This window comes from Flavisphingopyxis soli (assembly GCF_007995095.1).
Classification (GTDB): domain Bacteria; phylum Pseudomonadota; class Alphaproteobacteria; order Sphingomonadales; family Sphingomonadaceae; genus Flavisphingopyxis; species Flavisphingopyxis soli.
Genome location: NZ_VOPY01000003.1, coordinates 25,268 through 39,265, shown reverse-complemented (window position 1 = coordinate 39,265; position 13,998 = coordinate 25,268). Strand labels below are relative to the sequence as shown.

Sequence of the window (13,998 nt, the reverse complement as noted above, 5' to 3'; positions counted from 1 at the left end):
CGCGCGCGAGTTCCTCGGCGTCGTTGATTGTCGCTCAGAAATCGATTATTTCTCAGATGCTTGCGCGACCCTTAAAGGGTGGCTGGGGCGGCAGGATTCGAACCTGCGCATGCCGATACCAAAAACCGGTGCCTTACCGCTTGGCTACGCCCCATCACGCTTCACCGATCGATCGCGGTGAAGCGCCCCATATCGCGGCCCCGTCGCGATGGCAACGCCGTCGTCGGCGCACGCGGCGCCGGGGTTCATCCGATCGATTCGACCCAGTTGTGGCGATCGGGCGCGCGGCCGTACTGGATATCGACGAGCCGCTGGCGCAGCCGCTGGGTCAGCTGGCCTGGGCCGCCCGAGCCGATCGTGAAGACGCTGTCGCCGTCGCGCACTTCGCCGACCGGGGTGACCACCGCGGCGGTCCCGCAGGCGAAACTTTCGACGAGCCGGCCACTCGCCGCATCGGCGCGCCACTGATCGATACCATAGCGTTCTTCGCGCACCGTCAGCCCCTCGTCGCGCGCGATCGTGATCAGGCTGTCGCGGGTGATGCCGGGCAGGATCGTGCCACCGAGCGGCGGGGTGACGAGCGTGCCGTCGTCCATGACGAAGAACAGGTTCATGCCGCCCAATTCCTCGACCCATTTGCGTTCGATCGCGTCGAGGTAGACGACCTGGTCGCAGCCGCGCTCGATCGCCTCGGCCTGGGCGACGAGGCTGCCGGCGTAGTTGCCGCCGCATTTCGCCTCGCCGGTGCCGCCGGGTGCAGCGCGGACGTAATTGCGGCTGACCCACAATTTGATCGCCGTGGGATCGCCGCGGAAATAATTGCCGACCGGCGAGACGATGACGAGGAAGCGGTATTCGGAAGCCGGCCGGACACCGAGTCGGACGTCGCTCGAGAACATGAAGGGACGGATATAGAGCGCGCCGCCGGGGACGCCGGGGAACCAGTCGGCGTCGGTCGCGACGACCTGCCGGACCGCTTCGAGGAACAGCGCCTCGGGAATTTCGGGCATCGCCATGCGCCGCGCCGAGGCGTTGAAGCGGCGCGCATTCTCCTGCGGCCGGAACAGCGCCATCGCGCCGTCGGCGGTGCGATAGGCCTTCATGCCTTCGAAGATTTCCTGCGCATAATGCAGCACCGACGTCGCCGGGTCGATCTGCAACGGGACGCGCGGCGTGATCCTGGCATCGTGCCAGCCCTGCTCGGTATTCCAGACCGCCGACGCCATGTGATCGGTGAAGATACGGCCAAAACCGGGATCGGCGATCCGATCGGCGCGATCGGCGTCGGACACCCGGGCGGGGTGCGGCTCAATGGCAAGGGCAGGCAAAGCGGGAGCGCGGTCGGGCATGGGATTCCATCGTGAGAGAGGCGTGCGCGCCTCTTGCCAAAGCGTGGCGGCCCGCGCAAGTTGGGTGCGGCGGGCAAGCAGGAGAAACCCAATGATCCGGGCGCAATGGAACGGCAAGGTGATCGCCGAGAGCGACGACACATTGGTTGTCGAGGGAAACCATTATTTCCCGTGCGACAGCGTCGCGCAGGAATACCTCCGCGACAGCACGACGACCTCGCACTGTCCGTGGAAGGGCGAGGCGCATTATCATTCGCTCGAGGTCGATGGCGAAACCAACCGCGACGCCGCCTGGTATTATCCCGACCCCAAAGCGGCCGCTGCCGAAATCAAGGGACGCATCGCGTTCTGGAAGGGCGTCGAGGTCGGCTAGGATTCTGGCTGGGCTAGCGTTGGGCGCGCATCGGCGCTAGCAGTTGGCACCATGTCCACAACCTATCAGATCGACACCGCGACGAGCCGTGCCACGCCGACTCCCGCACCGATGAAACGCCTGACCGTGCCGGCAATCAAGCGGCGCAAGTTTGGAGGCAAGACCGACGAGCCGCTTGTCATGCTGACCGCCTATACGGCGCGCCAGGCGCAATTGCTCGATCCGCATTGCGACCTCCTGCTGGTCGGCGATTCGCTCGGCCAGGTGATCTACGGCCTGCCCTCGACGCTGGCGGTCACCCTCGATATGATGTGCGCGCACGGCGCCGCGGTCGTGCGCGGCAGCTTTCACGCCTTGGTCGTCATCGACATGCCGTTCGGCAGCTATGAGGCCTCGCCCGAGCAGGCGTTCACCTCGGCTAGCCGCGTCCTCGCCGAAACCGGCGCCGCAGCGGTCAAGCTCGAAGGCGGCGAGGCGATGGCCGAAACGATCCGCTTCCTGACCGAGCGCGGCATCCCGGTAATGGCGCATGTCGGGCTGACGCCGCAGGCGGTCAATGCGCTCGGCGGTTATGCGGCGCGCGGCAAGAGCCAGGAAGAACACGCCAAGATCGTTGCTGACGGCAGAGCAGTGTCCGACGCGGGTGCCTTTGCTGTTGTCATCGAAGGCGTGCTTGAGCCGATCGCCGTCGCGCTGACGCAGACGCTCGATATTCCGACGATCGGCATCGGTGCATCGGCCAAGTGCGACGGACAGGTGCTGGTGACCGAAGACATGCTCGGCATGTTCGAACGCACCGCGCGCTTCGTCAAACGCTATGACGATCTTGCGACGCGCATTTCGGAAGCGGTCGCGACCTATGCCGACGAAGTCAGGTCGCGTTCATTCCCGACCGCCGATCAGACCTATCGCGCCAAGACCTGAAGCGCAGCGGCTAGGCCTTTTCCTTTAGCGACCGCGCCGCTAAGGAGGCGCACGATCAACCCCCTTTCGGAGAATCCAGTGGCGCTCAAGCCCGAACAGGACGATGTCTTCCTTCGCGAAGTCGACGACGCGGTCCGCAAGGACCAGTGGGCGACCTTTGCCAAAAGCTATGGCGCGATTATCGCCGTCGGGATCGTCGTCTTCCTCGCCGCATTCGGCGGCTGGCTCTATTACGGCCAGCACAGCGAACGCAAAGCCGGCGAACGCGGGGAAACCTATGTCCAGGCGCTCGACCGGATCGAGGGCGGCAACCCCAAGATCGCCGCCGACGCGCTGGCCGAACTGAAAACCTCGGGCAAGGCGCCCTATGATGCGGTCGCACGCTTTACCCAGGCCAATGTCGCGCTCGAAGCGGGCGACGCGAAACGCGCCGCGACCTTGCTCGGCGAAATTGCCGCGGACGCATCGGTCGACCAGGTCTTCCGCGACCTCGCGACGGTCCGCCAGACCGCGGTCGAGTTCGACACGCTCAAGCCCGACGCGATCATCGCGCGGCTGAAGCCGCTGGCGGTTGCCGATTCGCCGTGGTTCGGTCCCGCCGCCGAAATGACCGCCATCGCCCACCTGCGCAAGAAAGAGCGCGGAAAAGCGGGGCAGATCTTTGCCGATATTGCCGCCCATAAGGGTATCGATCCGAGCCTCAAGTCGCGCGCCGTGCAAATGGCGGGCACGCTGGGGATCGACGCGGTGACCCAAACCGATTCCAAGCCCCAACCCGCCGGTCAACCGACAGGATAATCCATGACATCACGTCCCATTATCGCCCTCCTGCTGGCCAGCGCCCTGCTGAGCGGTTGCAGCGTATTCAAGAAGACCCGTATCGACACGCCGACGCTGGGCGACCGGATCAACGTCCTGTCGGGCGAAAGCGCGGCCGAGGTCGATCCTGCGCTGGCCAATGTCGCGGTCACGGTGCCGCTGCCCGAGGTTAACGCCGACTGGGCGCAGCCCGGCGGCAACGCAATGAAGGCGATGGGCCACGTCGCCCTGCCCGCCAGCCTGACGCCCGCGTGGAGCGTCCAGATTCCCGGCAGCACCAATCGCGTGAAGCTCGCCGCAGCCCCCGTCGTGTCGGACGGAAAGCTTTATGTCGTCGACGTCGACGCCACGGTCCATGCCTATGACGCAGCAAGCGGCGCGGTCCTGTGGACCTCGTCGATCGCCGGCGACGACCCCGATGTGCGCAACGCGCTGTTCGGTGGCGGGGTCAGCGCTGCCGGAAACCGCGTTTTCGCGACCAATGGCGCAGGCGATGTCGCAATGCTCGACGCGACCACCGGCGGCATCATCTGGAAGGTCCGCCCGTCGGGGCCGCTGCGCGGTTCGCCGACGCTGTCGAACGGCCATGTCTATGTCATGGCGCAGGACAACCAGCTGTTCGCGCTCAACCAGACCGACGGTACGCAGGTCTGGCAGGCGACCGCATCGATCGGTGCCGGCAGCGTGTTCGGCGTCGGTGCGCCAGCCGCCGGCCAGGGCACCGTGGTCGCCGGATATTCTTCGGGCGAACTTTATGCCTATCGCTACGAGAACGGTCGCGACCTGTGGGGCGACGCGCTGGCGCGGACCAGCTTCGCGGTCTCGGTCGAATCGCTGACCGACGTCGACGCCTCGCCGGTGATCGATCGCGGCCGCGTCTACGCGCTCGGCAAGGGCGGCCGCATGGCAGCCTATGAGCTGGTCACCGGCCAGCGCCTCTGGGAGCTCCCCATCGCCGGCATATCGACCCCGTGGGTCGCGGGCGAATGGGTCTTTGTCGTGACCGACCAGGATCGCCTGCTGGCGGTCGCGCGGACCACGGGCAAGGTTCGCTGGATCAGCCAGCTGCCGAGCTATCGCAAGGAAGAATCGAAGAAGGGCAAGATCCGCTGGACCGGGCCGATCCTTGCGGGCAACCGCCTGATCCTGGTCAGCACCTTGGGCCAGATGATCCAGGTCAACCCGACCGACGGCAGCATCATTGGCCAGACCGAGGCCGGCAAGACGTTCGGCCTGTCGCCGGTGGCCGCCAACAACATGCTCTACCTGCTCGACGACGAAGGCCGCCTCACCGCCTATCGGTGAGCGGAGCAACACCAATACGGGAAGGACGTTTCGCATGCCGGGCGGAGAAGACAATGACCGCACGGAGCAGATTCCGTCCTCGTTCGGCAGCGCCGCGCCGCGCCTGCCGATGCTCGCCATCATCGGCCGACCCAATGTCGGCAAGTCGACGCTGTTCAACCGGCTGGTCGGCAAGAAGCTCGCGCTGGTCGATGACCGGCCCGGCGTCACCCGCGATCGCCGCGAGGGCGAGGCCGAGCTGATCGGCATGAAGTTCCGCGTGATGGATACCGCGGGCTATGAAGACGACGATCCGGCCAGCCTGCCCGGACGGATGCGCGCGCAGACCGAGGCCGCAGTCGCTGGTGCCGACGCCGCCCTGTTCGTGTTCGACGCGCGCGCCGGCCTCAATCCGCTCGACGAGGAAATCGCCCGCTGGCTGCGCACCAGCGACACGCCGATCATCCTTGTCGCCAACAAGGCCGAGGGCAAGGCGGGCGACGCCGGGATAAACGAAGCCTATGCACTGGGCCTCGGCGATCCGATCCAGCTGAGCGCCGAGCACGGCGAGGGCATGGTCGAACTGTTCGACGCGATGCGCCCGCATCTCGAAGACAATTTCGATCCCGGCGAGCCACTCGAAGCGCTCGGCGACGACGAACAGGGCCCGCTCAAGCTGGCCATCGTCGGGCGTCCCAATGCGGGCAAGTCGACGCTGATCAACCGTATATTGGGCGAAGAACGCCTGATCACCGGCCCCGAGGCAGGAATCACCCGCGATTCGATCAGCATCGACTGGCTGTGGGAGCATGATGGGCAAAGCCGCGAGGTCCGCCTGATCGACACCGCGGGCATGCGCAAGCGCGCGCGCGTCCAGGACAAGCTCGAGAAGCTGTCGGTTGCCGACGCGCTCCACTCGATCGATTTCGCCGAAGTCGTCGTGCTGCTGCTCGATTCGACCAAGGGGCTCGAGCTACAGGATCTCAAGATCGCCGACCGCGTCCTCGAGGAAGGCCGCGCGCTCGTCATCGCGCTCAACAAATGGGACGTCGCCGAGGACGGCAGCAAGCTCTACCAGGGCGTCCGCGCGGCGCTCGAGGAAGGCCTGGCACAGGTCAAGGGCGTGCCGCTGCTGACGCTGTCGGGCGCCACCGGCAAGGGCATCGACACGCTGCTTGCAGCCGCGTTCGAGACGCGCGACGCGTGGTCGAAACGGATCACGACGGGCCAGCTCAACCGCTGGCTCGAACGCGCGCTCGAGGCCAATCCCCCGCCCGCTCCCAAGGGCAAAAGGATCAAGCTGCGCTATGCCACGCAGGCCAATACGCGCCCGCCGAGTTTCGTCGTGTTCGGCACCCGCGTCGACGAGCTGCCCGAAAGCTATCGCCGCTATCTGATCAACGGATTGCGCCGCGAACTGGGGCTGGGCGCGGTGCCGGTGCGGCTCACTCTGCGCGCGCCGAAAAACCCGTTCGACAAGAAATCCGGCGACTGACCGCGAGCGATCGCGGGGCGCGCGTAACGCCCCATTAACCCAGATTCGATAAGGCGATGACTGGATCGACGCACGACTGCGCCGAAGACGGGGAAGCTTTATGGGCACAGAGCCCGAACAACTGGTCGACTGGACCGTCTATCGCGCTGCACGTTCGGGCCTCGGCGGCGGCTTCGTCCGCATCCTCGGTTATTTTCGCGAGGACGGCATCAAGTCGGTCGCCGCGATCGAACAGGCGATGCGCGAGAAAAACGCCGCCGCGCTGGTCCTCCCGTCGCACACGCTCAAGGGCGAATCGCGCCAGTTCGGCGCCGACCGGCTCGCCAGCCTGGCCGAGGATATCGAGATGTTCGCGCGCGAATGCGTCGAGGATCGCAGCCCACCCGACGAATATCTGCAAAAGGTCGTCGCGCTGCGTCCGCTGTTCGAAGAAACGCTCGACGCGCTCGAGACCGAGGCCAATCCACTGGTCCAGCGCCAGCGCCCCGCCTTTGGCCGGTCGGCCACCAACGACCAGCTGCTCGGCCGCGGCTGAGCCTCAGGCGCCGCCGACCGGTGCGCGCCGCAGCATCGGCTGGAAACGCCAGCGCGACAGGCTACGCCACAACCATTCGAACGGGCCGTAGGTATAGCGATCGAGCCAGGGTTTCGACCAGGCCAGCATCGCCGCCCACATCGCGAGGACGAAGAGTTGCAGCGCGAGGCGGTGGAATTCGCCGAACAGCGACAGGCCATAGCCGTAGAAGATCGTCGTCATCACCAGGCTGGTCACCAGATAGTTGGTAAACGCCATCCGCCCCGTTGCCGCGAGCCGCGCGTCGAGCCGGGCGTAGCGCGCTTGCCGGATGACGAGGATGACCAGCGCCGCCCAGCCGATCGCCATCATGACATCGAACGGCATCGACAGCACGAGGGTCGCAAACAGCGTCGATACGCCGCTGTAACCGTCTGACAGCTGGTACCAGGCCAAGAGCAGGTTGGCGGGGATCGCGACGCCCCAGCAGGCAATAAGCCACTTGCGGTAGCGGGCGCTGTCCCACTGGCCGGTAAAGAAGCCCGATTTGAACATGATCATGCCGATCAGCATCAGCCCCAGCGTCTCCCAGCCGAAGGCCATGAAGCCGGCAAACGGCTCGGCGGTCTTTTCGAAGATCCGGTTGCCCGCGATCGTCCTGTAGTCCGAACGATACAGCGTACGCGTGGTAGCGACATCGGGACTGTGCGGCCCAAACTTGTCGTTCATCTCGACGATCGCCCGGGCCATGGCGGCGGGCGGTTCGACGACGCCGGCGCGCATCAGCGCGGCGCTGCCGAAAAACGATCCGAAATACAGCGCCGAGACGATCAGCAAGCCGATCGCCCAGCGCCGCAGCGCCTGGATCGAAAGGTTGCGAAAGAAGAACAGCAACATGCCGCACAGCGCATAGAGAACGAGGATGTCGCCCCACCAGATCAGGTAGAAATGGGCGAGGCCGAGGATCAGCAGCCAGACCATGCGGGAATAATGGACCTTCGCGCCGCTGAGGCCATAGGCCAGCGCGCGTTCGATCACGAGCAGCGTCGAGGCGCCGAACATCATCGAGAACAGGCCGCGCATCTTGCTGTCGAAGAACAGGAAATCGAGCAACCAGACGAGGACATTGCCGCCCGTGTCGTCGCCCACCGCGGCGGGGTTGGTATAGCCGGGGTCGGGGGTGGCGAAAGCGTAGATGTTCATCGCCAGAATGCCCATCACCGCCACACCGCGGATGGCGTCGAGACTGGTGAAACGCTGCAGTCCGGCAGGTGTTGTCGTCGCCATGATGTTCGCCTCCCCCTGCGGCGCCGGCGCTAGAGCCAGGAGGCGATGCGGTCCAGCGGCTTCTTGTGCGTCGCATGGAGCGGGATCGTCGCACTGTCCGCAACCTTGCCGACGACGAGGACCATCATCGGCTTTTCGGATCCCGGGCGGTCGCACAGCGCGTTGAGGAACTTCATCGGGTTGGGCGTGTGCGTCAGCGTCGCGAGGCCCGCCGCGTGGAGCGCCGCGATCAGGTAGCCGGTGGCGATGCCGACGCTTTCGGTGACGTAGTAATTCTGCTTGTCGTCGCCCGGATCGATGCCGCCGCGGCGCTGGCCGAAGATGCAGATCAGATAGGGCGCGGTTTCGAGATAGGGCTTGGTCTCGTCGGTGCCCAAGGGCGCGAGTGCGTCGATCCACTCCTGCGACGCCTTGCCGCCATAGAATTCGCGCTCCTCGACCTCGGCCGCCTCGCGCAGCGCGCGTTTCTTCGCGGCGCTTTCGATTACCGCGAAATGCCACGGCTGGTGGTTGGCGCCCGACGGAGCGGTGCCGGCGGCGAGGATCGCCTGTTCGATCACCGCGCGCGGCACGGGCGCGTCGGAGAACATCCGGCAGCTGTGGCGCGTGGCGATCGCGTCGCGGAAGGCGCTGGCGCGCGCGATGCGCTCCGCGTCACTCAGCTCTGGCAGCGCTTCATAGGGGACGGTGGCGTGCGGTTTCATCGTGCTGTCTCCTCCCCGGCACGGGGAGGAGGACCGTCCGGCAAAGCCGGATGGTGGAGGGGAATGCGCCGCGCTTCGCATGTAGCAGCGATCGCCTCCACCGCCGCATCGACATCCCGCACGATATCGCCAGCCCGAATCCGCATGATTTCGATCCCCTGTTGATTCAGCACAAGCTCGCGCCGCGCATCGCGTTCTGGGCGATCGCCCATGTCATGCGCCACGCCATCGACCTCGATCCCGAGCTTCGCCGCCGCGCAGTAAAAATCGAGCACATATGGTCCGCAAGGATGTTGGCGACGGAATTTGAAACCTGCCGGACGCGCGCGCAAGCGGACCCACAGCGTCGTTTCGGGAATGCTCAAGGCGCGGCGCAGTTTGCGGGCGCGAACGACGGTCTGGCGAGGCGGCTTGATCACGACACTTGTCATGCCTCTCGATATCAAACGCGTCCAGTCTCCTCCCCGCTTGCGGGGAGGGGGACCAGCCGCAGGCTGGTGGAGGGGAATGCGCTGAGGTTCGTGGAGTACCGCACAAGCCAGCGGCAGCGCGCGACGCCTCCCCTCCACCCCCGACTGCGTCGGCGGTCCCCCTCCCCATGAATGGGGAGGAGACTAAGCCAGCGCCGCGTCGCTGCCCATGAGTGCGGGGAAGAAGGATTCGTGGGCTTTGCGCAGGTCATCGAGAGGGATTTCGCTGCCCGACACGGTGATCGCTGCGCCGCCGGTGGTGCCGATGCGCGCCACGAAAATGCCCGCAGCCTTTGCAGCAGCCATCACCGCGTCGGCATCGTCGGTTGCGACGACGAAGCGCGCCTGGTCTTCGCCGAACAGGATTGCGGCAGGATTGGGAACGTCGGGCAAGTCGAGCGCGGCACCCTGGCGACCGGCCAGTGCCATTTCGGTGATCGCGACGAGCGCGCCGCCATCCGAACAATCGTGCACCGCGTTGACGAGGCCGCGCGTGACGAGATCGCGGACGAAGTCGCCATGGCGTGCCTCGATCGCAAGGTCCACGGGCGGCGGCGCGCCGTCTTCGCGGCCATGGCATTCGCGCAGCCACAGTGACTGGCCGACCTGCCCCGCGCTGTGGCCGATCAGGATGATAGCCTGTCCCGCCGATTTGAACGCGATCGTCGCCATGGTGTCGATGTCCTCAAGGACGCCGATCGCGCCGATTGCGGGAGTCGGCAAAATTGCGCTGCCACCGCCGGTGGCCTTGCTTTCGTTGTAGAGGCTGACGTTCCCCGACACGATCGGCATGTCGAGCGCAATGCACGCCTCGCTCATGCCCTTCAGGCAACCGGTCAGCTGCGCCATGATCTCGGGGCGTTCGGGGTTGGCGAAGTTGAGGCAGTTGGTCGTCGCGAGCGGTTTCGCGCCGACCGCGCTCAAATTGCGATAGGCCTCGGCGATCGCCTGTTTACCGCCTTCATAAGGGTCGGCATAGCAATAGCGCGGGGTACAGTCGGTGGTGATCGCGAGCGCGCGGTTGGTGCCGTGGATGCGCACCACCGCGGCGTCGCCGCCGGGGCGCTGGAGCGTGTCGGCGCCGACCTGCGTATCGTATTGTTCCCAGATCCAGCGGCGGCTGGCGATGTCGGGGCTGGCCATCAGCTTCAACAGGTCGGCGCCGATGTCGGAGCTTTCGGGAATGTCGCCGAGCGGTTTGACGTTGGCCCAGGCCTTGTAATCCTCGGCGCTCATGCTCGGCCGGTCGTAGAGCGGCGCGTCGTCGGCGAGCGGGGCGAGCGGGATGTCGCAGACCACCTCGCCGTGATGCTCCAAGACCATGCGCCCGGTATCGGTGACCTCGCCAATGACCGCGAAATCGAGTTCCCATTTGGTGAAGATCGCCTCTGCCTCGGCCTCGCGCCCGGGCTTCAGCACCATCAACATGCGTTCCTGGCTTTCGGACAGCATCATTTCGTACGCGGTCATGCCGCTTTCGCGCTGCGGCACCGCGTCCATGTCGAGCCGGATGCCGACACCGCCGGCCGAGGCCATCTCGACGCTCGAGCTCGTCAGGCCCGCCGCGCCCATGTCCTGGATCGCGACGATCGCGTCGGTCGCCATCAGTTCGAGGCACGCCTCGATGAGCAGTTTTTCGGTGAACGGATCGCCGACCTGGACGGTCGGGCGCTTGGCCTCGGCATCCTCGGCGAAATCGGCGCTCGCCATCGTCGCGCCATGGATCCCGTCGCGGCCGGTCTTCGAGCCGACATAGACGATCGAATTGCCGATGCCCGACGCGGCCGAATAGAAAATCTTGTCCTGGTCGGCGATGCCGACGGTCATGGCGTTGACGAGGATATTGCCGTCGTAGGCGGGGTGGAAATTGACCTCACCGCCGACCGTCGGCACGCCGACGCAATTGCCGTAGCCGCCGATGCCGTGGACGACGCCGGCGACGAGGTGGCGCGTCTTGGGGTGGTCGGGCGAGCCGAAGCGCAGCGCGTTCATGTTGGCGACGGGACGCGCGCCCATCGTGAACACGTCGCGCAAGATACCGCCGACGCCGGTTGCCGCACCCTGATAGGGTTCGATGTAACTCGGGTGGTTGTGGCTCTCCATCTTGAAGATCGCGGCGAGTTTCGTGCCGTTCGGCCCGGCGCCGATATCGACGACGCCGGCGTTCTCGCCGGGGCCGCAGATGACCTGCGGGCCCGTCGTCGGGAGCTTCTTGAGATGGAGGCGCGAGCTCTTGTAGCTGCAATGTTCGGACCACATCACCGAGAAGATGCCGAGCTCGACGATATTGGGCTCGCGCCCGAGCGCCGCGAGGACGCGGGCGTATTCCGCTTCGTTGAGGCCGTGTTCGGCGACGATCTGCGGGGTGATGGCGGGCGAATTGGCGGGCGGGACGGGAGTTGCTGTGGTCATGCGCCGCGCCATAAAGCGCGGTGGCCTTCACGCCAATGAAAAAGGGGCCGGTCGCCCGGCCCCTTGTTAGACGTCGGAAGAGAACGCTTAGGCGATCAGGCCTTGCAGAGCTGCGCGTTCTTGCCCGGAACTTCGATCGTGACGCTGTCGCCCGTACCCGAAAGCGAATAACCTTCGGCGGTATAAGGTGTTTCGGCATCGGGGCGCGTCAGCTGCGTGGCGGTGCCCGCGACATTGTCGGTGCGGATGTTGGCGTTCATGCTGCCCGCGAGATCGCCCGAGTTCGACAGGAAGTCGACATAGACGACGCTGGCATCGCGGCAGCGGTAGATTTTCGACGCGACGACTGCGGGCGGCAGCGTCACGGGCGCGGCGGTAGTCGCCTCGTTGGCCGCCGCAGCAGCAGCAGCTGCGTCGTCGGTCTTGGAGTTGTTACAAGCGGCGAGCGCGAGCGCGCTGGCGGCGAGGGTGAGGATTGCGAGGGGTGTTTTCATGACCGCGCGTCTTTCGCGTCTGAGCATGGCGCCGTCAAGCATGATCGTGGTGCAGCGCACCACGAGGCGTGCGACAGCCGCCTTGACCGCCATGCGCCGCAGCGTCATTGCTGGCGACCATGTCCGAACCCGTTCCCGTCGAAACCCTGTCGTTCGAAGCGGCCATGGCCGAACTCGAAACGATCGTCCGCCAGCTTGAAGCCGGGGACGCGCCGCTCGACGCCTCGGTCGATCTCTATTCGCGCGGCGAAGCGCTCAAGAAACATTGCGAGGCACGACTCGCAGCGGCGCAGGTGCGGATCGAAATGATCACCACTGGCGCGGGCGGCCAGGCGACCGGCACCCAGCCGTTCGACGCCGATTGAGCGGACCGATGGCCGACCAGGAAAATCCCGACGCCGCCAACGACGCCAGCGCCAAGACGATCCTCGCCTCCGCGATGGCGCAGGTATCCGATTCGATCGACGCGCATTTCGACGCAGTCCTGACGGTTCCCGACGACGCGCGCGCCCGGCTCGTCGAAGCAATGCGCCATGCCGCGATCGGCGGCGGCAAAAGATTGCGCCCGCTGCTCGTCGTCGCATCGTGCGACCTGTTCCATGTCGACCGGCAAAGCGCGCTGAGGATCGGCACCGCGATCGAGGCGATCCACGTCTACAGCCTGGTCCACGACGACCTGCCGTGCATGGACGATGACGACATGCGGCGCGGCAAGCCGACGGTTCACAAGGCGTTCGACGAAGCGACCGCGGTGCTGGCGGGCGACGCGCTCCACGCGCTGGCGTTCGAAATCCTCGCCGACGAACGCACGCATCACGATCCGTTCGTCCGCTGCGAGCTGGTCGCCGAGCTCGCCCGGGCAAGCGGGCAATCGGGCATGGCGGGTGGCCAGATGATGGATCTTGCCGCCGAGAGCGCGAGCTTCGACCTTGCCACCGTTACCCGGTTGCAGCAGATGAAGACCGGCGCGCTGATCGCATTCTGCGTCGAAGCGGGCGCGATCATGGGCAAATTGTCGCCCGAGGGGCGCGCGCCACTGCGCGGCTATGCCCGCGACATCGGCCTCGCCTTCCAGATCGCCGACGACATCCTCGACGTCGAAGGCGACGAGGCGCGCGCGGGCAAGGCGCTGCACAAGGACGCCGCGGCGGGCAAGGAGACCTTCGTTTCGGTCATGGGCCTGGCCCGGGCGCGCGAACAGGCCCACGCGCTGGTCGATCAGGCGATCGGCCATCTCGCCGGTTTTGGCCGCGAAGCCGACCTGCTGCGCGCCATCGCACGCTTCGTCATCGAAAGGGACCGCTGATGCTGATCGGAGTCTATCCCGGAACGTTCGACCCGATCACGCTGGGCCATATGGATATCGCCCGGCGTGCGGCGAGCCTGGTCGACGAGCTCGTCATCGGGGTGACGACCAACCCGAGCAAGTCGCCGATGTTCAGCCTTGAGGAGCGGATGGCGATGGTGTCGCGCGAAGTTGCCGAGATCGGCAGCCATGTCCGCGTCACCGCGTTCGATTCGCTGCTGATGAAGTTCGCCGAGCGCGAAGGCGCGCGCGTCATCGTCCGCGGGCTGCGCGCGGTCGCCGATTTCGAATATGAATACCAGATGGCAGGGATGAACCAGCAGCTCAACGACGACATCGAGACGATCTTCCTGATGGCCGATGCCGCGTTGCAGCCGATCGCGTCGAAACTGGTCAAGGAAATCGCGATGTATGGCGGCGATATCACGCCGTTCGTCACGCCGCCGGTGCGCGACGAAGTCGTCGCGCGGGTAGAAAAGATTGGACGCAAAGGGTCATGAGCCGTTAATCGCCGTCGCCCGATAGGTTCGTGCGCCTATTCACCAGGTCCCGTCCGGGCCGCCCTGC

At 65.9% G+C, this 13,998-nt stretch carries 15 protein-coding genes and 1 tRNA gene; 9 read left to right on the top strand and 7 right to left on the bottom strand.

Annotated features, from left to right (window positions below):
* Positions 1-79 precede the first annotated feature (79 nt).
* Both FSZ31_RS10410 and FSZ31_RS10405 read right to left on the bottom strand, forming a co-directional pair.
* Positions 80-154: transfer RNA gene (locus tag FSZ31_RS10410), tRNA-Gln, on the bottom strand.
* A gap of 91 nt (positions 155-245) precedes the next feature.
* On the bottom strand, positions 246-1,349 hold the full coding sequence (locus FSZ31_RS10405; protein ID WP_147123329.1) for a branched-chain amino acid aminotransferase: 1,104 nt from the start codon (positions 1,347-1,349) through the stop codon (positions 246-248).
* 91 nt (positions 1,350-1,440) lie between these two features.
* On the opposite strand from FSZ31_RS10405, the gene FSZ31_RS10400 reads away from it, so the two are divergent.
* From FSZ31_RS10400 to FSZ31_RS10375, 6 genes are all read left to right on the top strand, one after another.
* Positions 1,441-1,722 (top strand): DUF427 domain-containing protein, encoded by a 282-nt coding sequence (locus FSZ31_RS10400; RefSeq protein ID WP_147123328.1) that lies wholly within the window; start codon positions 1,441-1,443, stop codon positions 1,720-1,722.
* Positions 1,723-1,773: 51 nt separating this feature from the next.
* Positions 1,774-2,646: a 3-methyl-2-oxobutanoate hydroxymethyltransferase gene (gene panB / locus FSZ31_RS10395; RefSeq protein WP_147123327.1), complete on the top strand. Its 873-nt coding sequence runs from the start codon at positions 1,774-1,776 to the stop codon at positions 2,644-2,646.
* 78 nt (positions 2,647-2,724) lie between these two features.
* A complete protein-coding gene (locus FSZ31_RS10390; RefSeq protein WP_161596007.1) occupies positions 2,725-3,444 on the top strand; it encodes a tetratricopeptide repeat protein in 720 nt (239 codons plus the stop codon).
* 3 nt (positions 3,445-3,447) lie between these two features.
* Positions 3,448-4,770, top strand: coding sequence for a PQQ-like beta-propeller repeat protein (locus FSZ31_RS10385; protein WP_147123325.1), 1,323 nt, complete (start codon positions 3,448-3,450; stop codon positions 4,768-4,770).
* 109 nt (positions 4,771-4,879) lie between these two features.
* On the top strand, positions 4,880-6,244 hold the full coding sequence (gene der / locus FSZ31_RS10380) for a ribosome biogenesis GTPase Der (protein WP_147123626.1): 1,365 nt from the start codon (positions 4,880-4,882) through the stop codon (positions 6,242-6,244).
* Positions 6,245-6,344: 100 nt separating this feature from the next.
* On the top strand, positions 6,345-6,779 hold the full coding sequence (locus tag FSZ31_RS10375; protein ID WP_147123324.1) for an Hpt domain-containing protein: 435 nt from the start codon (positions 6,345-6,347) through the stop codon (positions 6,777-6,779).
* Positions 6,780-6,782: 3 nt separating this feature from the next.
* Here FSZ31_RS10375 and FSZ31_RS10370 read toward each other — a convergent pair whose 3' ends face one another.
* The 5 genes from FSZ31_RS10370 to FSZ31_RS10350 all read right to left on the bottom strand — a co-directional run bounded on the left by FSZ31_RS10370 (position 6,783) and on the right by FSZ31_RS10350 (position 12,125).
* The gene (locus FSZ31_RS10370) at positions 6,783-8,045 is read right to left on the bottom strand and encodes a DUF418 domain-containing protein (RefSeq protein WP_147123323.1); all 1,263 of its coding nucleotides are present in this window, start codon (positions 8,043-8,045) and stop codon (positions 6,783-6,785) included.
* Positions 8,046-8,074: 29 nt separating this feature from the next.
* Positions 8,075-8,749: a nitroreductase family protein gene (locus FSZ31_RS10365; RefSeq protein WP_147123322.1), complete on the bottom strand. Its 675-nt coding sequence runs from the start codon at positions 8,747-8,749 to the stop codon at positions 8,075-8,077.
* Complete coding sequence (locus tag FSZ31_RS10360) at positions 8,746-9,180, bottom strand: endonuclease domain-containing protein (protein ID WP_201739169.1); 435 nt, start codon at positions 9,178-9,180, stop codon at positions 8,746-8,748. Before FSZ31_RS10360 ends, FSZ31_RS10365 begins: the two co-directional genes overlap by 4 nt.
* Before the next feature lie 183 nt (positions 9,181-9,363).
* On the bottom strand, positions 9,364-11,631 hold the full coding sequence (purL, locus tag FSZ31_RS10355; protein WP_147123320.1) for a phosphoribosylformylglycinamidine synthase subunit PurL: 2,268 nt from the start codon (positions 11,629-11,631) through the stop codon (positions 9,364-9,366).
* Positions 11,632-11,726: 95 nt separating this feature from the next.
* On the bottom strand, positions 11,727-12,125 hold the full coding sequence (locus FSZ31_RS10350; RefSeq protein ID WP_147123319.1) for a hypothetical protein: 399 nt from the start codon (positions 12,123-12,125) through the stop codon (positions 11,727-11,729).
* Positions 12,126-12,244: 119 nt separating this feature from the next.
* Here FSZ31_RS10350 and FSZ31_RS10345 point away from each other — a divergent pair, with 119 nt between their 5' ends.
* The 3 genes from FSZ31_RS10345 (at position 12,245) to coaD (ending at position 13,931) form a co-directional block, all read left to right on the top strand.
* A complete protein-coding gene (locus FSZ31_RS10345) occupies positions 12,245-12,490 on the top strand; it encodes an exodeoxyribonuclease VII small subunit (RefSeq protein ID WP_147123318.1) in 246 nt (81 codons plus the stop codon).
* Between the two features lie 74 nt (positions 12,491-12,564).
* On the top strand, positions 12,565-13,431 hold the full coding sequence (locus FSZ31_RS10340; RefSeq protein WP_408021662.1) for a polyprenyl synthetase family protein: 867 nt from the start codon (positions 12,565-12,567) through the stop codon (positions 13,429-13,431).
* A complete protein-coding gene (gene coaD / locus FSZ31_RS10335; RefSeq protein ID WP_147123316.1) occupies positions 13,431-13,931 on the top strand; it encodes a pantetheine-phosphate adenylyltransferase in 501 nt (166 codons plus the stop codon). The genes FSZ31_RS10340 and coaD overlap by 1 nt, the downstream gene beginning before the upstream one ends.
* Positions 13,932-13,998: the final 67 nt, after the last annotated feature.